Source organism: uncultured Rikenella sp., from assembly GCF_948810725.1.
GTDB lineage: Bacteria > Bacteroidota > Bacteroidia > Bacteroidales > Rikenellaceae > Rikenella.
This window is the reverse complement of sequence record NZ_CAQIVA010000001.1, coordinates 277,008-300,812: the sequence shown is the minus strand read 5'-3', so window position 1 is coordinate 300,812 and position 23,805 is coordinate 277,008. Positions and strand designations below refer to the sequence as shown.

24 protein-coding genes are annotated in these 23,805 nt (G+C 57.6%); 10 read left to right on the top strand and 14 right to left on the bottom strand.

The window, feature by feature from the left end; genetic code table 11:
* Positions 1-60: 60 nt before the first annotated feature.
* Together yihA and Q9S52_RS01495 are read right to left on the bottom strand one after the other, a co-directional pair.
* Entirely contained in the window at positions 61-657 is a 597-nt protein-coding gene (yihA, locus tag Q9S52_RS01500) for a ribosome biogenesis GTP-binding protein YihA/YsxC (protein WP_304707930.1), read from the bottom strand.
* An 18-nt stretch (positions 658-675) separates the two neighbouring features.
* Entirely contained in the window at positions 676-2,016 is a 1,341-nt protein-coding gene (locus tag Q9S52_RS01495) for an MATE family efflux transporter (protein WP_304707928.1), read from the bottom strand.
* Positions 2,017-2,098: 82 nt separating this feature from the next.
* Between Q9S52_RS01495 and Q9S52_RS01490 the strand changes: the two genes are divergently transcribed.
* Together Q9S52_RS01490 and Q9S52_RS01485 are read left to right on the top strand one after the other, a co-directional pair.
* On the top strand, positions 2,099-2,509 hold the full coding sequence (locus Q9S52_RS01490) for an OsmC family protein (protein WP_294594672.1): 411 nt from the start codon (positions 2,099-2,101) through the stop codon (positions 2,507-2,509).
* A gap of 10 nt (positions 2,510-2,519) precedes the next feature.
* On the top strand, positions 2,520-2,762 hold the full coding sequence (locus Q9S52_RS01485; protein ID WP_304707925.1) for a hypothetical protein: 243 nt from the start codon (positions 2,520-2,522) through the stop codon (positions 2,760-2,762).
* 156 nt (positions 2,763-2,918) lie between these two features.
* Here the strand turns inward: Q9S52_RS01485 and Q9S52_RS01480 are convergent, their stop codons facing one another.
* Positions 2,919-3,788 carry a glucosaminidase domain-containing protein gene (locus Q9S52_RS01480; RefSeq protein ID WP_297625744.1) on the bottom strand — a complete coding sequence of 290 codons (870 nt, stop codon included), beginning with the start codon at positions 3,786-3,788 and terminating at the stop codon, positions 2,919-2,921.
* A 171-nt stretch (positions 3,789-3,959) separates the two neighbouring features.
* Here Q9S52_RS01480 and Q9S52_RS01475 point away from each other — a divergent pair, with 171 nt between their 5' ends.
* Positions 3,960-4,562: a DUF4254 domain-containing protein gene (locus Q9S52_RS01475; protein ID WP_304707922.1), complete on the top strand. Its 603-nt coding sequence runs from the start codon at positions 3,960-3,962 to the stop codon at positions 4,560-4,562.
* Between the two features lie 15 nt (positions 4,563-4,577).
* A complete protein-coding gene (locus Q9S52_RS01470) occupies positions 4,578-5,645 on the top strand; it encodes a glycosyltransferase family 9 protein (RefSeq protein WP_304707920.1) in 1,068 nt (355 codons plus the stop codon).
* Positions 5,646-5,753: 108 nt separating this feature from the next.
* Here Q9S52_RS01470 and Q9S52_RS01465 read toward each other — a convergent pair whose 3' ends face one another.
* The 9 genes from Q9S52_RS01465 to Q9S52_RS01425 all read right to left on the bottom strand — a co-directional run bounded on the left by Q9S52_RS01465 (position 5,754) and on the right by Q9S52_RS01425 (position 13,330).
* Entirely contained in the window at positions 5,754-6,977 is a 1,224-nt protein-coding gene (locus tag Q9S52_RS01465; protein ID WP_297625753.1) for a 6-phosphofructokinase, read from the bottom strand.
* Positions 6,978-7,079: 102 nt separating this feature from the next.
* A complete protein-coding gene (gene fbaA, locus Q9S52_RS01460) occupies positions 7,080-8,153 on the bottom strand; it encodes a class II fructose-bisphosphate aldolase (RefSeq protein WP_297625756.1) in 1,074 nt (357 codons plus the stop codon).
* 61 nt (positions 8,154-8,214) lie between these two features.
* Positions 8,215-8,604, bottom strand: coding sequence for a thioesterase family protein (locus Q9S52_RS01455; RefSeq protein ID WP_297830444.1), 390 nt, complete (start codon positions 8,602-8,604; stop codon positions 8,215-8,217).
* Between the two features lie 22 nt (positions 8,605-8,626).
* A complete protein-coding gene (locus Q9S52_RS01450; RefSeq protein WP_304707916.1) occupies positions 8,627-9,214 on the bottom strand; it encodes a DNA-3-methyladenine glycosylase I in 588 nt (195 codons plus the stop codon).
* The gene (locus Q9S52_RS01445) at positions 9,215-10,432 is read right to left on the bottom strand and encodes an FprA family A-type flavoprotein (RefSeq protein WP_304707914.1); all 1,218 of its coding nucleotides are present in this window, start codon (positions 10,430-10,432) and stop codon (positions 9,215-9,217) included.
* Positions 10,433-10,457: 25 nt separating this feature from the next.
* The gene (locus Q9S52_RS01440; RefSeq protein ID WP_304707912.1) at positions 10,458-11,960 is read right to left on the bottom strand and encodes a monomeric [FeFe] hydrogenase; all 1,503 of its coding nucleotides are present in this window, start codon (positions 11,958-11,960) and stop codon (positions 10,458-10,460) included.
* 269 nt (positions 11,961-12,229) lie between these two features.
* Positions 12,230-12,391 carry a hypothetical protein gene (locus Q9S52_RS01435; RefSeq protein WP_297830449.1) on the bottom strand — a complete coding sequence of 54 codons (162 nt, stop codon included), beginning with the start codon at positions 12,389-12,391 and terminating at the stop codon, positions 12,230-12,232.
* A gap of 101 nt (positions 12,392-12,492) precedes the next feature.
* Positions 12,493-13,020: a (4Fe-4S)-binding protein gene (locus Q9S52_RS01430; RefSeq protein ID WP_304707908.1), complete on the bottom strand. Its 528-nt coding sequence runs from the start codon at positions 13,018-13,020 to the stop codon at positions 12,493-12,495.
* Entirely contained in the window at positions 13,013-13,330 is a 318-nt protein-coding gene (locus Q9S52_RS01425; protein ID WP_304707906.1) for a hypothetical protein, read from the bottom strand. The genes Q9S52_RS01430 and Q9S52_RS01425 overlap by 8 nt, the downstream gene beginning before the upstream one ends.
* A gap of 158 nt (positions 13,331-13,488) precedes the next feature.
* Here Q9S52_RS01425 and ligA point away from each other — a divergent pair, with 158 nt between their 5' ends.
* The 5 genes from ligA (at position 13,489) to Q9S52_RS01400 (ending at position 19,252) form a co-directional block, all read left to right on the top strand.
* A complete protein-coding gene (ligA, locus tag Q9S52_RS01420) occupies positions 13,489-15,519 on the top strand; it encodes an NAD-dependent DNA ligase LigA (protein WP_304707904.1) in 2,031 nt (676 codons plus the stop codon).
* Between the two features lie 75 nt (positions 15,520-15,594).
* Complete coding sequence (gene dapA, locus Q9S52_RS01415) at positions 15,595-16,482, top strand: 4-hydroxy-tetrahydrodipicolinate synthase (protein ID WP_297625777.1); 888 nt, start codon at positions 15,595-15,597, stop codon at positions 16,480-16,482.
* Positions 16,483-16,504: 22 nt separating this feature from the next.
* Positions 16,505-17,296 carry a DUF4919 domain-containing protein gene (locus tag Q9S52_RS01410; RefSeq protein ID WP_304707902.1) on the top strand — a complete coding sequence of 264 codons (792 nt, stop codon included), beginning with the start codon at positions 16,505-16,507 and terminating at the stop codon, positions 17,294-17,296.
* 21 nt (positions 17,297-17,317) lie between these two features.
* Positions 17,318-18,721 (top strand): dihydrolipoyl dehydrogenase, encoded by a 1,404-nt coding sequence (gene lpdA, locus Q9S52_RS01405; protein WP_304707996.1) that lies wholly within the window; start codon positions 17,318-17,320, stop codon positions 18,719-18,721.
* Positions 18,722-18,739: 18 nt separating this feature from the next.
* Positions 18,740-19,252: a PH domain-containing protein gene (locus Q9S52_RS01400; RefSeq protein ID WP_297625784.1), complete on the top strand. Its 513-nt coding sequence runs from the start codon at positions 18,740-18,742 to the stop codon at positions 19,250-19,252.
* Positions 19,253-19,256: 4 nt separating this feature from the next.
* Here Q9S52_RS01400 and Q9S52_RS01395 read toward each other — a convergent pair whose 3' ends face one another.
* A complete protein-coding gene (locus tag Q9S52_RS01395) occupies positions 19,257-20,573 on the bottom strand; it encodes a hemolysin family protein (RefSeq protein ID WP_304707898.1) in 1,317 nt (438 codons plus the stop codon).
* A 1,502-nt stretch (positions 20,574-22,075) separates the two neighbouring features.
* Here Q9S52_RS01395 and Q9S52_RS01390 point away from each other — a divergent pair.
* Positions 22,076-23,365, top strand: coding sequence for a malic enzyme-like NAD(P)-binding protein (locus Q9S52_RS01390; RefSeq protein ID WP_297625058.1), 1,290 nt, complete (start codon positions 22,076-22,078; stop codon positions 23,363-23,365).
* Here the strand turns inward: Q9S52_RS01390 and Q9S52_RS01385 are convergent.
* Positions 23,359-23,781 carry a WG repeat-containing protein gene (locus Q9S52_RS01385; RefSeq protein ID WP_297625055.1) on the bottom strand — a complete coding sequence of 141 codons (423 nt, stop codon included), beginning with the start codon at positions 23,779-23,781 and terminating at the stop codon, positions 23,359-23,361. The two genes, Q9S52_RS01390 and Q9S52_RS01385, sit on opposite strands and share 7 nt — an antisense overlap.
* Positions 23,782-23,805 lie beyond the last annotated feature (24 nt).

Genomic DNA, 23,805 nt, shown 5'->3' with positions numbered 1-23,805 from the left:
ATGCGGATAAAGTGTGATGTGTAAAGTTGTTTCCGATTTGCGGCAAAGGTACTCTTTTTTTCAGCTTCCGGCTAAACAATTTTCAATAAAATCCAGAATTTCGTCGCGTCCCCTCCCCTTCTCCGACGAGGTGACGAAGAGTTGCGGAAGCTCTTCCCACTCTTCGCCCAATCGCTGTTTGTAGGCTTCGATATTGCGGTGCAGCTGGCTCTGGGAGAGTTTGTCGGCCTTGGTGAAGACGATACCGAACGGTACGCCGTGGGTGCCGAGAAAATGGATGAATTCGAGGTCGATCCGTTGCGGCTCGTGGCGCGCATCGACCAGCACGAAGAGGTAGTAGAGTTGTCGGCGGTTCAGGATGTAGCCGGTGATGAGCGACGAGAAACCGCTCCGTTCCTGCCGCGAGACTTTGGCGTAGCCGTAGCCGGGCAGGTCGACCAGTGTCCAGCGGTCGTCGATGATGAAATGGTTGATCAGCCGGGTCTTGCCGGGCGTGCCGGAGACTTTCGCCAGCCCGGGACGACCGGTCAGCATGTTGATAAGCGATGATTTGCCGACGTTCGACCGGCCGATAAAGGCGAATTCGGGACGGTCGTCCGGCGGACATTGCGAAACTTTCTGGCTGCTGCACAGAAAAGAGGCGGAGGTAATGTTCATGGGCGTGTGGTCGGAATGTTAGATTCGTTTGCTGCGCCAGTCGGCTTTCCGCATATAGAGGTAGGCCAGCGAGAACATCACGAGGCCGTAGACGTGTTCGGTCGTCCAGCACCAGGCCACGTCGGCCCGCAGGCGGATCACGACGAGGTAGACGTAGAGCGCATAGGTCACGATGGCGATCATCTCCAGCGTAAAGGCGGCGCGGGTGTTCCCGGTTCCCGAAACGGTGTTGAACCAGATGAAGGCGGCGGTCTGGAACAGATAGGCGGTGGTCATGACGGTCAGGGCGGGCACCGAAGCGGCGATCAGGGGCAGGTTGTCGGTGTAGATGCGCAGCACGAACTGCGGCCAGATCAGGATGATCGTCATCAGGGGCAGGATGATCCAGTAGCACATCCGCACGATGCGCCAGACGGTGGACATGACGTCGCGGCTCTGCTCGGCGCCGATCATGTTGCTGACCAGCGAGCTGGAAGTGGTGGCGAACGAGCTGGCGATGATGAAGAGCAGCGAGGAGATGCTCCGCACGATATTGGTCACGGCCAGCTGTCGTTCACCGAGGTGTTCGACGGCGACGAAGAACATGAACCAGGTGCTGACGGCGACGAATTGTTGCACCATCGTCCAGGCCGAGAGGTTCAGGATGTGCCCCAGCTCCCGGAACCGGAACCGCACGCGTCGGAAGAGGTCGTATCGCCGCCAGTCGATTCGGGTCGAGGTGTAGACGGCGAAGAATACTAACGATACTAATTCGGCCACGGAGGAGGCGATGGCGGCCCCGGCGATGCCCAAAGCGGGCAGTCCGAAGCGTCCGAAGATCAGGCCGTAGTTCAGGACGACGTTGCTGAGCACCATAACGATGGAGTTGGCGGTCAGAATCTTCGTCCGCGTAATCCCGACATAAAAGGCGCGGAAAATAACGGCGAGGAAGATGAAAAAGAAGCCGTATATCCGCCAGTTCAGGTACTCCAGCGTGGCGTGGTAAATCTCTTCCGAGGTGATGAGCCGGCTCAGCAGCCGGGGGGCGCAGAAGCGGGAGAAGAGATAGACGAGGGTGGCCAGAAAGAGCAGGAAAAAGGCGCTCTGCTGAAAAATCGGACCGATCTCGCGGTAGCGTTCTTCTCCGTTCCGGCGGGCCATCAGGATCTGGGCGCCGACGCTGAACCCGAATCCGAGCATGAAGACGGCGATATAGTAGACGCCTCCCAGGGCGGAAGCGCCGAGGGCGATCTCGCCGGCATGACCGCCGAGCCGCCCCAGGAAGGCGGTGTCGGTCAGCCCGATCAGGTGCTCCATCAGCAGGCTGAGGAGGATCGGAAAGGCGATGTGCCAAATGGTTTTGTGGGTATAGGGTGTCATGGAATCGGTGAGGAAAAGGGTTGCAAAGGTACGAAAATATGCCGTATCTTTGGGGTGTTCAACTCTAAAAAATCAAAGGATTATGGCAGTTACTGTACATACCCGCTATCTGGGCGGGTTGCGCACCGAAGCGGAACATTTGCAGTCGGGTAACCGGATTACGACGGATGCACCGACGGATAATCAGGGAAAGGGGGAATTTTTCTCGCCGACGGATTTGCTGGCTACTTCGCTGGGGAGCTGCATGCTGACGATTATGGGGATTGCGGCGCGTACGCACGGTTTCGATATCGACGGTACGGAGGTGGAGATTACGAAGGTGATGGGTACGGCTCCGAGGCGGGTGGTGGAGATTGTGGTGGAGCTGACGTTCCCGTCGGACTATGAACCGAAGGTGAAGAAGATTCTCGAAGCGGCGGCACATGAGTGCCCGGTGGCCAATTCGCTCCATCCGGATCTCAAGCAAACGGTCATCTTCCATTTCGGAAAATAACCTTTTTGCTTTGATTTCGTTGTTTGTGTTTGAGGGTACTGTTCTTTTTAACTTCGCTGCGCTCGTTTTCCTCCTCGCCGCTCGGCAATTCGCAAACTTTGTTTGCATTGCTCTCGCTGGCAGCGTCGGTTGTGAACAAAAAGAACCAAAAAAACTTCAGAGCGCATCCCTGCGGGATGCTCTGGCTGTGTCTGCCCGAATGGTTGGGCTGGATTTTCGGCGGGCGCGCTTGGGTGATATGCCCTATATTTAGCGCGCCTTGCCTGAAAATCTCAGCCCAACGAACGAGGCGGAGAAAACCCGTGGTCGTCCCATGGGGACGACCTTTGCAAAAGTTCTTTGGGTACCTTTCTTTCAAGAAAGGTACGGTTCCGTCCAGCACAAAGCAATAATGCCACAGAAAAAGGAATTAGCGTAAGCGGAGTTCCTGGCCGACCCGCGGCGGGAAATGACGGATCGTCGGGTTCATCTTCTGGAGACTGCGGAGCTTGATCCCGTAGCGTTGTGCCACCGCGTGATACGAATCCCCCTGTTCGATCGTATGGATTCGGGCCAGCGCCGCCCGTTTGCGTTTCGGACTGATGTAGACCGCCGTGCCCGCCGGAAGCGGGAACGCGCTGCTCAGGTCGTTGAGTCGCAGCAACCGGCGAATCGGCATGTTGTACTGTTCGGCGATGGAGGCGAAACTTTCCCCCTCTTCCGACACGATGTACCGAACATTGTTGTTCTGTTCGATGACATGCCGGTGAATCGGCTGCTGTTGTTGCGGCGCCTCGATGACGGGATCGCCACTCGGTTCCCGTCGCTCTTTGCGGTGTCCGAACAGCCCGCCCGGGCCGGCCGGACGATCCAGCAGATAGAGCCGGTTTTTCTCGATCAGATCGATCAGCAGCTCCGGGTATCTCGGATTCGTGGCATACCCGGCCTCTTTCAGCCCGTAAGCCCAACCCTTGTAGTCCGTCACGTCGAGCTCGAACAGCCGCGCATACCGGGGCGATTCGGTCAGGAATTTCGAGTGGTCGCGGTAGGAGTGCTCCGCGTTGCGGTATTTCCGGAAACATTCCCCTTTCGCGTCGTCATCGTGGTGGATCGTTTCGCCGCGCCACGAGCCTTTGCACTTGATTCCGAAATGGTTGTTGCCCTCGACCGCCAGCCGGCTCCCGCCGTTGCCCGATTCCAGCAGCCCCTGAGCCATCGTGATGCTGGCCGGGATATGGTACTCTTTCATCGTCCGGATCGCCAGCTGTTTGTAGGTGTCGATATACTCCTGGGTACTCATTTTGTATTGGGCGCAGGCAGCGGCCGGCCACAAAACGAGGAGCGGGAGCAGATGACGGGCGATTCGGTTCATAACCTGAGGGAGGGAATGTGTGGTGCAAATGTAGAAAATCGGGGCTTTCCGGCAAAAATTGTTTTATCTTTGCCCGCGCAACGAAAATTGTTTTTGAAAATGTTTACGGCACGCTGTAACGAAATATTCCGACAGGCCATAGAAGATTATCATCGTCGCGATCAGGTCGATACGCCGATCGAAAATCCGTATCCGGCGGGAGCGATCGACCATCTGTTGTATGCCAAGAACTGGATCGACACGGTGCAGTGGCATCTGGAGGATATCATTCGCGATCCGGAGATCGATCCGGCGACGGCGCTGACCATTAAGCGGTGGATCGACGCCTCGAATCAGGAGCGGACGGATATGGTGGAGTATATCGACAGCTATTTTCTCGACCGATACAAGGCGGTGACTCCGGGTGCGGAGGCGCGGATCAATACCGAGACACCGGCATGGGCGGTGGATCGCTTGTCGATTCTGGCGTTGAAAATCTACCACATGGAGCAGGAGGCGGGGCGCGAGGAGGCTTCGGCGGAACACCGGGCGGCTTGCGGACGGAAGCTGGAGGTGCTGCGGGTGCAGCGAGAAGACCTCTCGCAGGCGATCGAGGAGTTGCTGGCGGACATCGAGGCCGGGCGGAAATACATGAAACTCTACAAACAGATGAAGATGTACAACGATCCGGCGTTGAATCCGGTGTTGTATGCAAAAAAATAGACCCTCTACCCGATCGTGAAGGCTGCACCGAAGAAAATATTGGTGATTCGTTCTTCTGCCATGGGCGACGTGGCGATGACTGCGCCGGTACTGGCGCAGGTGGCGGCGGCGTATCCGGAGGTGGAGATCATCTTGCTGACGCGGCGGTTCTACGAACCTTTCTTCGACGGAATCGACCGGTTGACGATCCATAACATAAATATAGATCAAGGGCAGGCGCATCGGGGGATTAAGGGATTGGTGCGGTTGTACAGAGAGTTGCGGAGGTGTTGTCCGGGGGTGGAGATGGTGATCGACTTGCAGGATAAGATTTATTCCAAACTGTTGCGGAAATTTTACCGGCTGGCGGGGGTGAAAACGTTTCACATCGATAAGGGACGGGTGGAGAAGAAACACCTGACGGCGGTGCCGGGTAAGGGAAAGGTGATGAGACAGTTGCGGACGAGTATCGACCGTTATGCGGATGTCTTTCGGGAGGCGGGTTTCGAATTGGGGACGGTTCCGGCAGCGCTCTCTTTTTATCGGCGGCAGCGGACGGTGCCGGCGGGTTTGGGCTTTTCGAAAGGAGCGGGAGAGGTGTGGATCGGGATCGCGCCGTTTGCGCAACACCAGGGAAAGGTCTATCCGTTGGAGAAGATGCAGGAGGTGATGCGGATGGCGGGAGAACGGTGGGCGTCGGCCCGGATGTTTATCTTCGGCGGCGGCGAGGAGGAACGGAGACTGGCGGAGTTGGCGGTGGCTGAGGACGTATCGGGGCGGGCGGTTTCGGTGGTGGGGCGGTTCGGGCTGCGGGAGGAGATGGATCTGATGGCGAATTTGGATTTGATGGTCTCGATGGACTCGTCGGCGATGCACATGGCGTCGTTGGTGGGGGTGCCGGTGGTTTCGGTGTGGGGGGCGACGCACCCGTATGCCGGTTTTCTGGGATTGGGACAGGCGATGGAGGATGCGGTGGGGCTGGAGTTGGATTGCCGCCCGTGTTCGGTTTATGGACACAAGGTTTGCTGGCGGGGGGATTATGCCTGCATGAACGATTTGGCGCCGGAGGCGGTGTTCGAACGGATGGTGCGGCGGTTGGGGTGAGAGAGGTGCGGCGGGGGCCGGGAATTTTAATTAAAAGAGAAAGGGCTGTTTCCATTGAAATGGAAACAGCCCTTTCTCGCACGAGAGCCTATCGGAAACGAGCCTGAGCTATCGTTCCCATTCGAGAATCTTATAGAAGTCGTACTCTTCCGGGTCATCGACATATTTCGATGCCCCTTTGTAGTCCTCCCGGGTGATGTAGTGCAGGTTGTTTTGGATGATTTGCTGCACTTTTCTGGATTCGACGTCCACCAGACGGGGCATGATCTTGCCCTCTTTGTCCGCCACGCTGTCCATGAAGAGCGGTTCGACCGAGCCGTCGCGGCCCACGGTCACCATACAACCCGAGTGTCCCGCCTTGTAGAGTTCGTACACCCCTAACCCCAGCTGGGTAGCATACGAGAGGTCGTAGGCGATCGGTCGGCAGCAGCGCAGTTCATATCCCATCTCATTCGGCCGGCTCTTGACCTTAATGCGCAAGGTCTTGAGCTTCTGTTGCACGAGCATGTTGAAGATGTGCGACTTGCTGACGTTCCCCAGCTCCGGGTGTCCGTGTTCGTCGTAGGTGAACTGGACGCCGGTGTTGATGATCTCTTCGTCGTTCATGAAGTGGAAGACGCCTTCCGAGATCACCGCCACGCCATAAGGAATCCCCATCAGCCGACGTTTCACCATCGACGAAATAACCAGCCGGGCGATCTTGTCGAACGTAATCGGGGTCTTGTTGAACATTTCGGGGATGACGATCATCGGATAGTGGCAGGCCGAGCCGATCCCGAAGGCCAGGTGTCCGGCTTCGCGCCCCATGGCGGAGACGACGAACCAGTTGCCGCTCGTTCTGGCATCTTCGTAGAGCGTGGTGGCCAGTTTCACCCCCTCTTCCTTCGCGGAGTTGTATCCGAAGGTCGGATAGCCGGCCGGCAGGGGCAGGTCGTTGTCGATGGTCTTCGGTACGTGGATGCTGGAGACGTCCAGACCTTTGCTTTTCAGAAATTTGGTCAGCCGGTTGGCGGTCGAAGCGGTGTCGTCTCCGCCGATCGTGACGAGTACTTTGACGTTGTACCGTTCGAAAAAGTCGGTGCGGAACTCCTTGTCGGCCGGTTTGTAGCGGCTCATTACCAGGGCGGAGCCTCCCCGGCAGTAGATGTTGTCGGCGGTTTCGAAGTCGAGGTAGACGAAGTCGGGTTCGTCGCTGACCAGGCTTTTGTAGCCGCCGTTGAGTCCGATCACCTGATAGCCGTTCTGGCTGAAGATTTTCGTCACGGCGCTGATGACCGTATTGATGCCGGGTGCAGGGCCGCCGGCACAGAGTATTGCGACTGCGTTTTTCATGGTATGTGTCGAATACGATTGGTTTCGGTTATGAAACAAACGGCCCCAGTGGGATTGGGGCCGTTTGTCTGGAAATTGTCCTGTGTGTTTGTGGAGTTATGGTTACAGCACGTTCACGCAGTTCAGGTTATCGAAGGCGATTTTCATGCGTTCGATAATCGAGGCTTCGCCGGCCCGCAGCCAAACGCGCGGATCGTAGAATTTCTTGTTCGGTTTGTCTTCGCCTTCCGGATTCCCGAGCTGCCCTTGCAGGTAGGCTTCGTTCTTCTTGTAGTACTGGCGAATCCCGTCCCAGAAAGCCCACTGGGTGTCGGTGTCGATGTTCATCTTGATAACCCCGTAAGAGATCGCTTCGGCGATTTTTTCCGGTTCGGAGCCCGACCCGCCGTGGAAGACGAAGTTCACCGGTTTGTCGGTCGGCGTATGGAGGTTTTTGTGGATATAGGCCTGCGAGTCGCGCAGAATCTTCGGCTCCAGCACCACGTTCCCCGGTTTGTAAACCCCGTGTACGTTCCCGAACGACGCTGCAATCGTAAAGTTCGGGCTGATCTTCATCAGGGTTTCGTAAGCGAGGCAGACGTCTTCCGGCTGGGTATAGAGTTTCGAAGCGTCGACGTGCGAGTTGTCCACCCCGTCTTCTTCGCCGCCCGTGATCCCGAGTTCGATTTCGAGGGTCATCCCCATCTTGGCCATTCGGGTGAGGTATTTCGAGCAGATTTCGAGGTTCTCTTTCAGCGGTTCTTCGCTCAGGTCGAGCATGTGCGAACTGAAGAGCGGCGTGCCGGTCTCTGCGAAGTGTTTTTCGCTGGCATCCAGCAGGCCGTCGATCCACGGCAGCAGTTTCTTAGCGGCATGGTCGGTGTGGAGAATCACCGGAATCCCATAAGCCTTGGCTACCGTATGCACGTGTTTGGCAGCGGCGATAGCCCCGAGCACCTGTGCCTCCTGGCCTTCGAGTTTCAGCCCTTTCCCGGCTACGAAAGCAGCCCCGCCGTTCGAAATCTGGATGATAACGGGCGAATTGACTGCTGCAGCCGATTCGAGCACGGCGTTGATGGTGTCGGTCCCGGTCACGTTCACCGCCGGAATGGCAAAGCCTTTTTCTTTGGCATAGGCGAACAGCTGCCCTACTTTGTCTCCGGTGAGCACACCGGCCGGAAATTTTTTGTCACTCATTATGTGTTGGATTTTAATTAGTTGATTGTGCGCTGTTGGAATTATCTCTTCAAATTTACGATTATTTTCCGATTCGGGCCATAAATTTTTGCACATCGACGATAAAACGGGTATGGGTTCCCTCGCCGATAACGGCTCCGGAGGAGTCTTGCGCCGTGACGGCGAAGTCGATCCGCCTTCCGTCCGTATGGGTGACGGCGGCGGTTGCCGTGATCGTATCGCCGATGGCTGTGGCCCGATTGTGGGCGATTTGTAACGAAATGCCCACACTGCTTTCCGCTTCAGGGGTCAGGAACGGGGCGATGGCCTGCATGGCCGCCTGCTCCATCAAAGCTGCCATCGCCGGTGTCCCCAGTACCGGCAGATCGCCGGAGCCTAAGGCCGCTGCGCTGTGCGCCTCGGTCACGACCAAAGTGGCGGTGTAAGAGGCGGCGAGAGGTATCGGTTGCATAGGTGTGTTTGAAAATCGTTGTTTAGCGTGTTTTGCCGCTTCTACAGAGGCATCCCTCCAAGTGGTCGTCCACAAAGCCGGTGGCCTGTAAAAAGGCATAACAAATCGTGGAGCCGAAGAAACGGAAGCCTCGTTTTCGCATATCCCGGCTCATGGCGTCCGACTCCGGCGAGGTGGCGGGAATTTCGGCCAAGCTCTCGAAATGGTTCACGACGGGCAATGGACGATCATCGAAGAAGGTGAGGATGTACCGGTAAAAACTTCCGAACTCTTTCTGAATGGCCATGAACCGTCGCGCGTTCTCGATGGTGTGACGAATTTTCAGCCGGTTGCGGACGATCCCGTCGTGGTGCATCAAGCGTTCGACCTCTGTCTCCGGATCCATCCGGGCGATTTGCTCGACGTCGAAGTCGTGGAAAGCCTCCCGGTACCCCTCCCGCTTGCGCAGGATGGTCAGCCACGACAAACCAGCCTGTGCGCTTTCGAGTACCAGAAATTCGAACAGGGTACGATCGTCTGTTACAAGACGTCCCCACTCCCGGTCGTGGTATTCGACATAGAGCGGGTCTGTTCCGGCCCAGCCGCAACGGCCGTCGACGAGGTTTTCCATCTATTGTGCGTCGCAGTTTTTCAATACAGTCGCCATCCCCTGTGCGATAGCGTCGCAGGCGGCGAGTTTTTCCGGGGTCGGGGTGCCGAACACATCCACCGGATCAGCCACCAAAGGCCAGCCGATTTGTTCGGCGAAAATTTTCAGGTTCTTCACCCCTCCTCCGTTCCAGCTGTACGAGCCGAAGAGCCCCAAGGCCTTGTTCTTTACGCCCATGTGGAGCAATTCGGTGGTCAGCCGCTCGACGGTCGGGAACATTTGGGCATTGTAAGCGCAGCTGCCGAGGATGATCCCCCGGTACCGCCATACGTCGTCGATCAGGTATGAGAGGTGTGTCTTCGAAGCGTCCCGCACGCGGATGTCCCGAATCCCCGCTTCCGCGCATTTCCGGGCGATGTAATCCGCCGTCGCTGCGTTGTTGCCGTACATCGAGCCGTAGATAATCACGACTCCCGGTTCCGCTTCATACCGGCTCCAGCGGTCGTACAGGTCGATCACTTTTTTCGGTTCGCTCCGCCAAACCGGCCCGTGAAGCGGGCAAATGGTATCGATTGGTACCGATCCGAGCTTGGCGAATGCCTTCTGTACCATATTGCTGTACTTCCCGACGATATTGGAATAGTATCGCCGCATTTCGCCCAGGTATCTGGTGTCGAAATCGGCAATTTCGTCGTCGAAAATCGCCCCGTCCAGGGTCCCGAACGTGCCGAAAGCGTCGCCCGAGAACAGGATGTGTTCGGTGGTGTCGTAGCTCATCATGGTCTCCGGCCAGTGCACCCACGGAGTCATCACGAATTGCAGTTTATGATGGCCCAGATCGAGCGTATCGCCCTCCCCTACTTCGACGAGGTTTTCGGTGATGCCGTAATAGCCTTCCAGAATCTTGAAGGTCTTGCAGTTTCCCACGATCCGCACCTGAGGCCACCGACGGACGATGTCTCCGATTTCGCCCGAATGGTCGGGCTCCATATGGTTGATAATCAGATAATCCAACTCCGTCCGTCCCGTTTCGGTCAGGAGGCGTTCGATCCATCCCACGTAGTCTCCGCCTGTTCCCATCTCGATGGTGTCAAGCAGGGCGGTTTTTTCGTCCGTAATGAGGTAGGAGTTGTAGCTCACGCCATCCGGCAGGGGCCACAGATTTTCGAAAAGGTGTTTCCGACGGTCGTTGGTACCCAACCAGTAGATCCGGTCGGTCACTTTTACTTTCAAATCCATATCGTTCGTGTAGTGTATCCGTTGTTTACTTGGTTTCGGGTTGCTCTTTGGCCAACTCTTTGACCTGTCGGGTGGCGATCTTGGGATTGGCGATGACGTTGCATCCGTTGACGCATCCCCCTTCGCAGGCCATCACTTCGACCATATTGCCCGGACAGCTCTTGGCATATCCCCGTATTTCGCGAATGGTCTGTTTGTCGATGCCGTTGATGACGATCGGCCGGATCTGTTCGCGCTCCTTTGCGGACAGGGCTCCCGCCACCGCGCTCATCACCCCTTCGCTCGCCGCATAGCCGCGGCTGCTGGCCAGAATTTCGCCGTCCAATGCGGTTTTGCTGTCGGCGAAGATGTCGACGCCCATCGCTACGAGCATCGTGCCGAGCTCTTCGAAACTCAGCATCAGGTCGACGTTCGGATCGGCGTAGGCCTCTTTCCGCTTGGCCACGCACGGCCCGATAAAGACCAGCGTGGCATCCGGATACTGCTTCCGGGCAATCTCTGCGGTGTAGTACATCGGGCTCCGGGTGTGCGAAACGTAGGGCACGATCTCCGGCATGTGTTTGTGCGCCAGCATGTAATACGACGGACAGCACGAGGTGGTCATAAAGTCCTGGTCGCCGTCCAGCACCTTTTCGGCCAACTCGGCCGCTTCATTGGCTGTTGTCACATCGGCCCCTTTGGCCACTTCGATCACGTCGTCGAACCCCAGTTTCCGAATGGCGCCGATGATGTTGGCGAGCGAGGTCTTGAATTGTCCCGCCACGGCCGGGGCGACGAGCGCCACGGTCGGTTTCTCCGACTGAAAAGATTTGAAGAGTTCGATCAGGTGGGACTTTTCGACCACGGCTCCGAACGGACAGGCGGAGAGGCAGCGTCCGCAATAGATACATTTCGCCGGGTCGATATGTTCTTTGCCGTGTTCGTCTTTGCTGATGGCTCCCACGGGGCAAGACTCCTCGCACGGCACGGGAATGTAGACGATGGCGTGGAACGGGCAGTTTTTCATGCACTGGCCGCAATTGACGCATCGGGTCGGATCGATATGCGCCTGTCCGTTGGCGAAATGGATGGCTCCTTTGTTGCAGTTGACTTCGCAGGGCCGGGCCACGCAGCCCCGGCACATGTTGGTGACGACGTAGTTGACTTTCACGCATGCCGAGCAGGCGTCGGTCATCACGGTCAGCGGATTTTCGGAGATCTCTTTCCGGTCGAACGCGCGCCGGACGTATTCGGCGAGCGGGGTCATCTCGTCTTCCTCTTCTTCGATGCCGAAGCCGAGTATCCCCATGGCGCGGTATTTCAGGATGGCGCGGTCTTTATAGATGCAGCAACGGGAGACCTCTTCGTACCCTTTCGGCCGCATTTCGTAGGGGATGCGGTCGATCTCTTCTTCCAGTCTGCCGGCGTGGAGCAGTTTGACGATGCGCGTGAGGAGTTCGCGCCGCAGGATCATGGTGTTGTTGGTGACGGCCATAGCGAAAGGGTTGTCCGTAGGTCGGTAATGGATCGGATTTTTGTTTGTCGTCAAAGATAATACTTTCCGGCGGAAATTTCGGCATTTGGCGGGTTGTCGGTTTTCCTGCGTCGGGTTAGGTGCTCCGTTTATTCCGAGAGGCAACGCAACGGAAGACCGAAGGAGCAACTGTATATACGGTTAGGTAGAACATCTTGTGCATGAAACCATAGGAAATATCCGCGAATTCCGCTAACAGTGGAAGACCAACTACATCCGGCATTACAGAGATGCCACAGTGCGCCCCCACCGTCATTGCGGTAGCCCGAGGCGGTTTTCTCTGTTTATTCCGAGAGGCAACGCAACTGAAAACCGCAGGCGCGGTGGTGCGCGGTGCTGGGATTGAGGTACGCCACGCCGAAGCCCATATATAAGCTCCGGTAGTGGTTTCCCGAATCAACAGACGTGAACGACCAGTTGTACCCGTCGTTGCTGACGCCCCACAACGCGCCTTCGCCGTAGCCGCGGCTGCCCGGGGCGGGGATTAAGACGTCTTAACGGGTTTCGAAAACAAAATAATAGGAAATAAAAAAGGCTTTCGGTGAGGTTATTTCCGAAAGCCCGATTCGATGTGTGATCCGTCGCAGAAAGGTTGGTTTGCCGACCTGCCGCATCGACAAAAAACAGCTCGCCTGTTCAATCCGCTCTCTCCGATCTCCTTTCCCGTCCAGTTGATGATCCGGAAATTGCCGGAAATGGTCAGCGGCTGTCCTTCCCGAAACAGAACGGTGGTCTCTCCTGCCGAAACAGGGGGCGTTCCGCCGATTTTTTGTTCCGCGGCAGGCGCAGAAAACAGACGCCCTAAATGCGCCGTGTCGAACAGCTTGTGCGAATGTTTCTTTCCTGCTATCGTTCGTTCCGGATCGTTCCAAAAGAAGGTCAGTGCCTGACTCGGACACCGTTCGACGATGTCGATGATCTCTTCGGTTTCGGCTGCGCTCAGGTCGATCCACGGCCGCCGCACCGGATCGAACACCCGACGCAACGACCGGAAGCACACCCCTGCATGGATGCACTCGGCCGGCTGCCATACGACGGTGATCGTCCCGTTGCTGTATTTGCGATTGTTATTCATCGTCTTCGTCCGACGTATCGGCGATCTGTTCGGCACCCGATATTTCGTCGTTGTCGTCTTCGTAATAATCTTTTTCGAGTTCCTCTTCCGGTTTGGAGTCGATCTTGACATCGACTTTCACCAGGTAGCTGATCTCGTCGGTTTCGAACGGAACGACGTAGAAAAAGTCGCCGCTCGGCTTGTCTATGCGGATCAATGACTCGCCGTATCCGTGCGGATAGGTCGTTTTGAAAGCCTCCAATTGATCGGAGCCGAGGTTCGCATAGCTGATAATCACGCGTTTTTTCGCGTTTCCCGCTTTGGTAGCCATAGTGTTTCGCAGGTAGTCTCTGGTCGTTGGAAATTTTCTGCAAGTATAAAACAAAAATTAAAACCGCAGAATAGTCCGGTTGTTTTTCTTTCGTCGTGCGATTGTTATATCTTTGGAAGCCGCTTGGGGCGGTTGCACGAAACCGTTTTTCTCTACCTATGGACAATACGAAGCAAAAAATAGACCATTTGCGTCGGGTGCTCGACCGGCTGAACTATGATTATTATGTACGGAATGCGCCGGCGGCCGAAGACCGCGAGTACGACCGGATGATGGCCGAACTGGCCGCTCTGGAGGCTGCGCACCCGGAGTTTGCGGATCCTAATTCGCCGACGCATCGCGTGGGGAGCGACCTGACCCGGGAGTTCCAGCAGGTGGCCCACCGATATCCGATGTTGTCGCTGGCCAACACCTACTCCGAGGAGGAGGTGCGCGACTTCATCGCGCGGGTCGACAGGGAGACCGCGGTGCCGACGGCATACTGTTGCGAACTGAAGTTCGACGGGACGGCGATTTCGCTGACGTATGAAAACGGGCGGTTCGTGCGGGCCGTGACGCGGGGCGACGGGACGCAGGGCGACGATGTGTCGGCCAACGTGCGGACGATCCGCAGCATCCCGATGTCGTTGCAGGGCGACGGATGGCCGGCGTATATGGAGGTGCGGGGCGAGATTTATATGCCCCACGGGAGTTTCGAGCGGCTCAATGCCGAGCGGGCCGATATCGGTGAGGAGCCGTTCGCCAATCCGCGAAACGCGGCCGCCGGGACGCTCAAACAACAGAACTCGGCCGTCGTGGCGAAGCGGGGGCTCGATGCCGTGCTCTATGCCGTACAGGCGGACGCACCGGTGGCGGCGTCGCATTACGAAACGTTGCAAAAGCTGCGGGAGTGGGGCTTCAAGACCTCTTCGGCGGTGCAGTTGTGCCGGTCGGCGGAGGAGATTATGGCCTACATCCGGCATTGGGACAAGGCCCGGCACGAGCTGCCTTACGAGACGGACGGGGCGGTGATCAAGGTGGACAGCATCCGGTTGCAGCGCGACCTGGGGGCGACGGCCAAGGCGCCGCGGTGGGCGGTGGCTTATAAGTTCAAGGCGGAGCAGGCGGTGACGCGGCTCGTGTCGGTCGATTTTCAGGTCGGACGGACAGGAGCCATTACGCCGGTGGCCAATCTGGAGCCGGTGCGGCTGGCCGGGACGACGGTTCGGCGGGCGTCGCTGCACAATGCCGAGCAGATCGAACTGCTGGATATCCGGGTGGGCGATGCGGTGCGGGTCGAAAAGGGGGGCGAGATCATTCCGAAGATCGTCGGGGTCGATCTGGCGCAGCGGCCGGCGGAGAGCGTGCCGTTCCGGTATATTACGCACTGTCCGGAGTGCGGGACGCCGCTGGTCAGGGAGGAGGACGAGGCGAAACACTATTGTCCGAACGCCACGGGATGTCCGCCGCAGATCGTGGGGCGGATCGTACACTACATTTCGCGCAAGGCGATGAATATCGAGGGGCTGGGAGACGAGACGGTGCAGCTCTTGTACAACAACGGACTGCTGGGCGATATCGCCAACCTGTACGACCTGGAGGTCGAGCATCTGGTGCCGCTGGAGCGCCTGGGGCGGAAGTCGGCGGAAAATATCGTCGGAAATATCGCCGGATCGGTCGAGGTGCCTTATGCCCGGGTATTGTTCGCTATCGGAATCCGGTATGTGGGCGAGACGACGGCCCGGAAGCTGGCGGCGGCGATCCCTTCGATCAACGCCCTGATGACCGCTTCGCGCGAGGAGCTGCTGGAGGTGGAGGAGGTCGGGGGAAAGATCGCGGACAGCATTCTCGCCTACTTCGCCGACCGGCGGAATGTCGAGATGATCGACCGGTTGCGGCGGGCCGGGGTGCAGTTGCAGGCGGTGGAGCGGGCCAGACTGTCGGAGGCGTTGGCCGGGAAGAAGATCGTGATTTCCGGAACGTTCGACCTCCATTCGCGACCGGAGCTGAAGGAGTTGATCGAGCTGCACGGGGGGACGAATCAGAGCAGTGTGTCGAAGGCGACGGACTATCTGCTGGCCGGTTCGGGCATCGGGCCGAAAAAGCTGGAGACAGCGACGAAGCTCGGGGTGCGGATCCTTTCCGAAGAGGAGTTTATGGAGATGATCGGAGAAGGAATGTTAAAAATTCAACAAACAACCCTCTTTTAGTTGAAAAACCGCGGACGGGATGCAATCCCCGGGGAATAAACGTAACTTTGTCTCCATACAAATTTCAGAAATATCATGTCACTTCAATTGAAAGGCGTAGGCGTCGCGCTGGTGACGCCGTTTACCGAGGGCGGAGAGGTTGATTTTCCGGCCCTGACCGCACTGATCGACCATGTGACGACGGGCGGAGTCGATTATCTGGTGGTGCTGGGGACGACGGGCGAACCGGCCACGATGACGGCGGAGGAGCGACACCGTGTCGTGCGGCATTGTGTGGCGCACAATCCGGGCAATCTGCCGATTGTGGTGGGGATCGGGGGGAACAATACGGCGGAGGTGATCCGGACGATGCAGACGTTCGATCTGGAGGGGGTGAGCGCAATTCTCTCCGTGACACCTTACTACAACAAACCGAATCAGGCGGGGCTGTATGCCCATTTCAGCGCGATTCTGGAGGCGGCGCCGCTGCCGGTCATCTTGTATAATGTGCCGGGCCGGACGGGGGTCAATATGACGGCAGAAACTACCTTGAAACTGGCGCATGCTTTTCCGGGGCGGGCGATTGCCGTTAAGGAGGCGTCGGGGAACCTTTCGCAGGCGGCTTATATCCTGCGCGATCGGCCGGAGGGCTTTTTCGTCCTCTCGGGCGACGACAACCTGGCGATGGCGCTGGTGGCTATGGGAGGCGACGGGGTGATTTCGGTGGCGGCGAATGTCTTTCCGGATACCTTCTCGTGCATGATCCATGCGACGATGGCGGGAAATATCGCGGATGCGGCGCCGCTGAACCTGACGTTGCACGAGGTGACCGATTTGCTCTTTGCCGAAGGGAATCCGGTGGGGGCCAAGGGGGCTTTGGCGATCAAAGGGCTGATGGGAAATAACTTGCGGTTGCCGCTCGTGCCGGCCAGCGAGGGGCTGTTGGCGAAAATCAAGGCCCAGATCGACCGGTACGGATTGTAGGGGGGCTTAAGAGAAAAGAGGTATGCGAAAATTTTGGGCAGGGCTCTTGTTGTTCGTTTTCGGGACGGCGGGGGCGCAGCAGACGGACACGATAGGGGGTGCGGCGCCGGACTATCGGCGGATTGCGGCCGAGACGGCGGATATCGCTTCGCCGTACTACTATCCGCGGCTCTTCGGGCGGTACGAGCGGGGCGATACGACACTGACGGTCGAGGATTTCCGATACCTCTATTACGGCTACTCGGAACAGAGGGGATACAAACCGCTGTTGAGTTCGCCGTATGCGGACAGTCTCGAACGCGCGTTCGGCAAGAAGACGCGGCTGGAGGCGGAAGACTATCGGCGGATCGTGGGGTTTGCGCGTGAGATACTCCGGGAGGAGCCGTTCAGCATGCGGGATTTGAACGTTTTGGCTTTCGCCTACCGGATGCTGGACGAACCGGAGCGGGCGGCGGCACAAATGTTCAAAATACGCGGCATTCTGGAGGCGATCCGTTCCACGGGAACGGGGCTGCGCGAGGAGTCGCCGTGGTATGTGATCTACCAGCGCGATGCGCAGGATGTGCTGAACCTGATCGGAGCCCGGTTCACGAAGCTCATTATTTTGACGCGGAACGTGGAGTATGCACCGGTCTACAACATGCCGGACGACGGGAGCCGGGGCGGGCGGAAAAACAAGGGATACTATTTCGACTACAGCGAGGTGTACAAGCGGCGGCCGGACTATCTGGACGAGGTGCCGAAGCGCAAACGCAAGTTCGAGATCAATCCGCTCTACAATCCGCGGTCGAAACAGAATATTTTACCGAAATAATACAGTACGAACAGCATGGAGATGTCATACGACGTGATGGTGATCGGCAGCGGGCCGGGCGGATATGCGGCAGCGATTCGGTGTGCGCAGCTGGGGCTGCGGACGGCGGTGGTCGAACGGGCCGAATTGGGTGGAACATGTCTCAATTGGGGGTGTATCCCGACCAAGGCGTTGTTGAAAAGTGCGGAGATTTTTCGTTACGCTTCCCATGCGGCGGAGTACGGGGTGGATATTGCGGCGGGAGCTATGAAAGCCGATTTGCCGAAGATGGTGGCCCGCAGTCGGGGCGTGGCGGAGCAGATGAGCAAAGGGATCGATTTCCTGCTCAGGAAGAATAAGGTGGAGGTGATTGTCGGGGCGGGTTCGCTGACCGATGTGCCGCATACGGTGGCGGTGACGGCGGGGGACGGGACGGCGACCACTTATGAGGCTCGGCATATCATATTGGCGACGGGGGCGAGGCCGAGGGAGTTTCCGTCGATTCCGGTGGACGGACGACGGGTGATTACTTCGCGTCATGCTTTGACTTTGACGGAGCTGCCGGAGTCGATGGTGGTGATCGGTTCGGGAGCGATCGGGGCGGAATTCGCTACTTTTTTCGGTACGCTGGGGACGAAGGTGACGATCGTGGAGTACGCGCCGAACCTGGCGCCGTTGGAGGACGAGGAGATTTCGAAACTTCTGGAGCGGGCGTTCCGCAAGGCGAAAATCGCGGTGATGACTGCGACGGAAGTCAAGCAGGTCGTGGTGGACGAAGCGGCCGGGCTGTGCCGGGTGAGCGTGGCGGGGAAGAAGGGCGAGCAGGTGTTGGAGACGGAAGTGGTTCTGTCGGCGGTGGGGATTGCGGCCAATACGGAGGGGATCGGATTGGAGGCGGCGGGGGTGCGGATTGAGCGGGGGAAAGTCATTGTGGACGAGCACTATCGGACTTCGGTCGAGGGGGTTTATGCCATCGGGGATTTGATACCGACGCCGGCATTGGCCCATGTGGCGACGGCCGAGGCGATCCATTGTGCGGAGTTTATTGCGGGTCTTGCGCCGGAGGCAGTGGATTATGCCGTGGTGCCGTCGTGCATCTACACGACGCCGGAGGTCGCGTCGGTGGGGCTGACCGAGGCACAGGCGACGGAGCGGGGATATACTGTGCGTGTGGGGCGTTTTCCCTACACGGCTTCGGGCAAGGCGACGGCGGCGGGGAACCGGGACGGGATGGTGAAGCTGATTTTCGATGCCGAGACCGATCGGTTGCTGGGGGCGCACCTGTTCGGGCTGAATGTCACGGAGATGGTGGCCGAGCCGGCCTTAGGGTTGACTTTAGGGGCGAAGGCGGAAGACGTTATCCGCACGATCCATGCCCACCCGACGATGTCGGAGGGGGTGATGGAGGCGGCTGCGGCGGCGTACGACGAGGCGATCCATCTTTAGCATTAAATCGGATAAACCATGGAAAATCGTAACATCTCGTTGCCGTTTCATTGGAGCGGCGCAGTGTGGGCGGTGACTATGGTGTTTTTGCTTGTTTTGGTTGGAGTGGGCTTCCATTTGGAATCACTCGGGTGGCCGACAGAGCTGCTTTGGTTGAAGTATCTGTTGTTTCTCGTTTTTCTGGTCTCCTTTTTGGTGGTGTTGGGCTATATGCCGATCCGCCTAAAGGCAGATGGGGACAAGATAGCTGTCAGCCGCTTGTTCGGCGCGCTGGAGATTCCGTTGAGCGAGGTGATCAGCGTGGCTCCGATTTCGAAATCTTATATCGACGGTTCGATACGGACGTTCGGGAGCGGTGGAGCGGGCGGTTATTTAGGTCGATTCAAAAATAAGACGCTGGGCCGTTATACGATGTACGCCACGGAGTTGAAGCACTTGGTGCTCGTTCGGACACGACAGAAGAAGTATGTCTTCAGCTGTACGCAGCCGGAGGAGTTCGTGGCATACGTTCAGGCACGGTTGAAGCGATAGCGGATTAGCGATCGGCGGCAGTTTCCGCTGCCGCCTTTTCCCGATTCGTGACCCGCAGTTTGGCCACGCAGCTCGCATTCATCTGTACGATTTCGAACGAGAGGTGGCGATAATCGAAGCGGTCTCCCGTCTCCGGAATTCGGCCCAACAGGAACATAGAGAGGCCGCTCAGGGTATCGAAATTCTCTTTTTGTAGCTCGTCGCAGGCCACGACACCCATCTCTTCCATAAAATCGTCCATACTGTACGTGCCGTCTACCAGCACGGAACCGTCCTCCTGCACGACATAGGCCGGATCGTCGCAGGTTCCGTCTTCGTCCGGAATCTCGCCCAGAATGCTTTCCGCCAGGTCGTTCAGCGTAATCACCCCCTCCACGACACCGTATTCGCTGATAACCACTCCAAAACTGCATTTGTGTTGCTTGAACAGATCGAGCACGCGTTGTGCCGAGAGGTTTTCCGGAATCAGCAACGGTTCGACGGCGATCGAGCGCAGGTCGAAACGGGCATTCCGACGGAGCAGGCCGATGATGTCTTTGACCGAAACCATACCGATGATGTCCGAAGTGGAGTCGCCGCACAGCAGATAGCGCGTATGGGGCGCTTCGGAAATCGTGTCGATGACCTCTTCCCTGCCCTGCCCGGCGAAGAGATAGACGACGTCTTTGCGATGCGTCTTGAGCTCCTTGGCGTGTTTGTCCGTAAAGCGGAAGACGTCGCGAATCATTTCGGTCTCTTCTTTTTCCAGCAGTCCTTGTTCGGTACTTTGCCGGAGAATCATTTTGATCTCCTCCTCGTTGAGAGAACGTTCCTTGCTAGTTCGGACGCCGAGGATTTTATTGACCAGTTTGGTGGAGACGCTCAACATCCAGACGAACGGATACGAGATGCGTGTCAGGCCGCACATCATGGGGGTGAGCATCATGGCGATTCGTTCGGGGTTGCCCAGCGCGATGGATTTCGGGACTAATTCGCCGATAATCAACGAGAAATAGGTAATCAGCCCGACCACGGTGATCAGCGACAAATCGCGGGCATAGGGGGCTAAAAAGGAGACCCGGGCGAACCACGGTTCGACATCGTCGGCCAGGGCGACGCCGCCGAATGCCCCGGAGACGATGCCGATCAGGGTGATTCCGATTTGGATGGTCGAGAGGATGGTTTCCGGATCGTCCAGCAGTTCGAGGGTTCTGGCCGCCCGTCTGCTTCCTCGGGCCGTTTCGCTTTGCAGGCGTGCCCGGCTGCTGGAGATCAGCGCGATTTCATACATGGCGAAAATGCCGTTCAGGAGGAGGAGTAAGAAAAGAATGACGATTTCCATAGTCCGTTGCGGATCAGTAAAATAGGTGGATTTTTGAGATGGGTGATAAATCCGTTCAGGGGGTAAGTTAATCAATTAGTCTATCAAATTAGCGGCCAAATTGGGAATTCGTGCGATGATTTTGTGAGAAAGTGGGAATAATCAGGATTTGTTGCGGGCAATTTCGGGGGTAGAGACATCATCTTCTTTAGGCGGTGGCGAGTGAACGATGGGTTGGTGAGGCTGCCGTAGCTTTATATATGCGGGTATACCCTGCCAGAGCATCCCGTAGGGATGCGCTCTAAAGTTTTTCTGGTTCTCTTTGTTCACAAAGAGAACAGTATTAGCTGGGGCAGTGATCAGATCGCGCGCCGACGCCTTAAGAGGGAAATCGTCAAAATGCGCTTGCGCGTTTTGACAGGATTTCCCAAGGCGCGCGAACAAAGAACGGCGTGTGAAAAAACTTGATCCGCGCAAAAACTCCGTCGCCCGCCCGCCTAAAAGGGGATTTCGCTCGTTTTGCGACAGCAAAATCGAGATGAAATCCTAACGGGCGACGGAAATGCGGCGGAGCGAAAGCGGAGCCGCAGTGAGGCTGACACAGGGCGGAGAACTGGTTTCTGCTTTAGGCTGGAATTTGGGGCGAGAGCGAATAGCGCGATTCCGAAAGGAATCGCCGTTCTCGGCGAGAGCGACGCATTAGCGGCGCGTGGGGGGCGCGCCGAGGACGAACTCGACAGAAAAAATAGTGCTTTTGCGACCCTTTAGGGTCGTGCGGGCCGAAGCCTCCCGCCGCGGAGGCCCGCAACTCGCTATGCTCGTTTTAGGCCCCGCAGGCTTCGACCCGCTCGGACGACAAGGCCGAACCTGAAAGATGTAGGTTGTGGATTGGGCCGAGCTCCTGCGGCTCGCAGAGCCGCGCGGACCGGAGCCACCCCCGGCGTAGGGCCGCCACTTCGCGGTGCTCGTTTTGCCCACGCTGGCTCCGGCCCGTCCAAGAGAGTAGGATAGTCCCAGCCCTTTGCCCCCCGCGAGCGGCACCCCCGTTTATTTCGAGAGGCAACGCAACTGAAAACCGTGGCCACGATAACGCGCATAACCGGATTGGACTACATCTGTCAGGAAACGCAAACGCACACTGTATATCCCTTCAGTCGAGGCAGACCAAAGCGATCCCTCGCTGCCGTCGCCCCACAGCCCACCCGTGTCGTAGCTGCGGAAGCCCGGGGCGGTGCGTCTCCGTTTATTCCGAGAGGCAGCGCAACGGAAAACCGTTAGCCTGTCGTGACGTAACGCGGGGATTTATCTCCCTCATTTCAAAATACAAGCATCTGCCATAAGTGCCACTGACTGTAGAAGTCCAACTATACCCATTGTTGCCAACGCCGCCTATCATACCCTCTCCGTTGGTGCGGCAGCCCGGGGCGGAACGTTGGGGAAATCGAGTCGAATCATTCGTTGCAGAGGACAACGAATGACGTTTTTTGACTAACTTTACCACTGAATATCATATCTTTCATCCGATGAAAAAGCAAGATAAAGAAGCGCTGCTCTATCATAGCTCCGAACCCAAAGGAAAACTGGGCGTTGTTCCCACCAAACCCTACACCACCCAACACGACCTCTCGATGGCTTATACCCCAGGCGTGGCGGTGCCCTGTATGGAAATTTACGACGATCCGGAGAAAATCTACGAATATACCAACAAAGGCAATCTGGTGGCCGTGATTTCGAACGGCACGGCCGTGTTGGGACTCGGCGATATCGGCCCGGCCGCCGCAAAACCCGTGATGGAGGGGAAAGGACTGTTGTTCAAGGTGCTGGCCGGAATCAATGTATACGACATCGAGATCGACACTACGGATGTGGATCGTTTCGTGGAGACTGTCAAGGCGATTGCGCCGACCTTCGGGGGGATCAACCTGGAGGATATCAAAGCGCCCCAGTGTTTCGAAATCGAACGACGGCTCAAAGAAGAGGTCGGCCTGCCGCTGATGCACGACGACCAGCATGGGACGGCGATCATTACTTCGGCCGCCCTGCTCAATGCTTTGGAGATCGTGGGAAAACGCATCGACCGGATTCAGGTCGTTGTGAACGGCGCGGGAGCTGCTGCGACAGCTTGTGCGCGGCTCTATTTGCACCTGGGGGTTAGGCCCGAAAATCTGGTGATGTGCGACAGCAAAGGAGTGATCAGCGTACGGCGAACGAACCTGACGCCCGAAAAGGCACAGTTTGCGACCCGGCGCGAGGTGAATACGCTGGCCGAAGCTTTGGTCGGCGCCGATCTTTTCTTGGGCGTCTCCAAAGCAGGGGTGCTGACGGCTGAGATGGTGCGGACGATGGCCGATGACCCGATTGTCTTTGCATTGGCCAATCCCGATCCGGAAATTCCGTATGAAGCGGCCAAAGCGTCGCGTCCCGACCTGATTTTCGCCACCGGGCGGAGCGACTATCCGAATCAGGTCAATAACGTGCTCGGTTTTCCGTACATCTTTCGCGGGGCGTTGGATGTACGAGCCACGGCTATCAACGAGGAGATGAAGGTAGCGGCGGCACAAGCGATCGCCGGGCTGGCGAAAATGCCGGTCACGGACGAAGTGCTTCGGGCCTATAATTTAGAGGAGCTGGCTTTCGGACGGGACTATCTGCTGCCCAAACCGTTGGATCGACGCCTGCTCGTGACGGTCTCGGTGGCCGTGGCCAAGGCGGCGGTCGAATCGGGTGTCGCGACCAAAATCATTACGGATTGGGAGGCCTATGCAGCCGGTCTGGCACGGTTGGCCGACCGTATCCGACAGGGGCGTTATTGATTGCGGTGAAGAGAGACCGATCCTTTGACTTTTCGGCCTTTGGGGTCAATCTCTTTCCATCGGTCGCTCTCCCAATAGAAGTGCTCGCCGATCCAGACCTTGCGTGCCCGGCGAGCCACAGTAGCGTGTCCGTCCTGAAACGGATAGGCGGCTTCGTAGTGCGGTCGGATCACGACACGACCCGTTGTGTCGGCATATCCGATTCGTCCGTTGCGTCCTACGATTCGAAACAGACCTTCCGAAACATAATCCGGGCCGTTGTCGAATAGGTAGGCATCGTATTTTTTGCGACTCTCCCGGTCGGCCAGTTCGGCGGTTTTCGGATCATGGCGACGGAGGCCGGAGCGATAACCGGCGCAACTGCCGCAGAGTGCAAGTGTCGCGCCGGCGCAGAGGATGACGGTGAGGCGGTTCATGGCGAGCGATGGGTGTATTGGGGT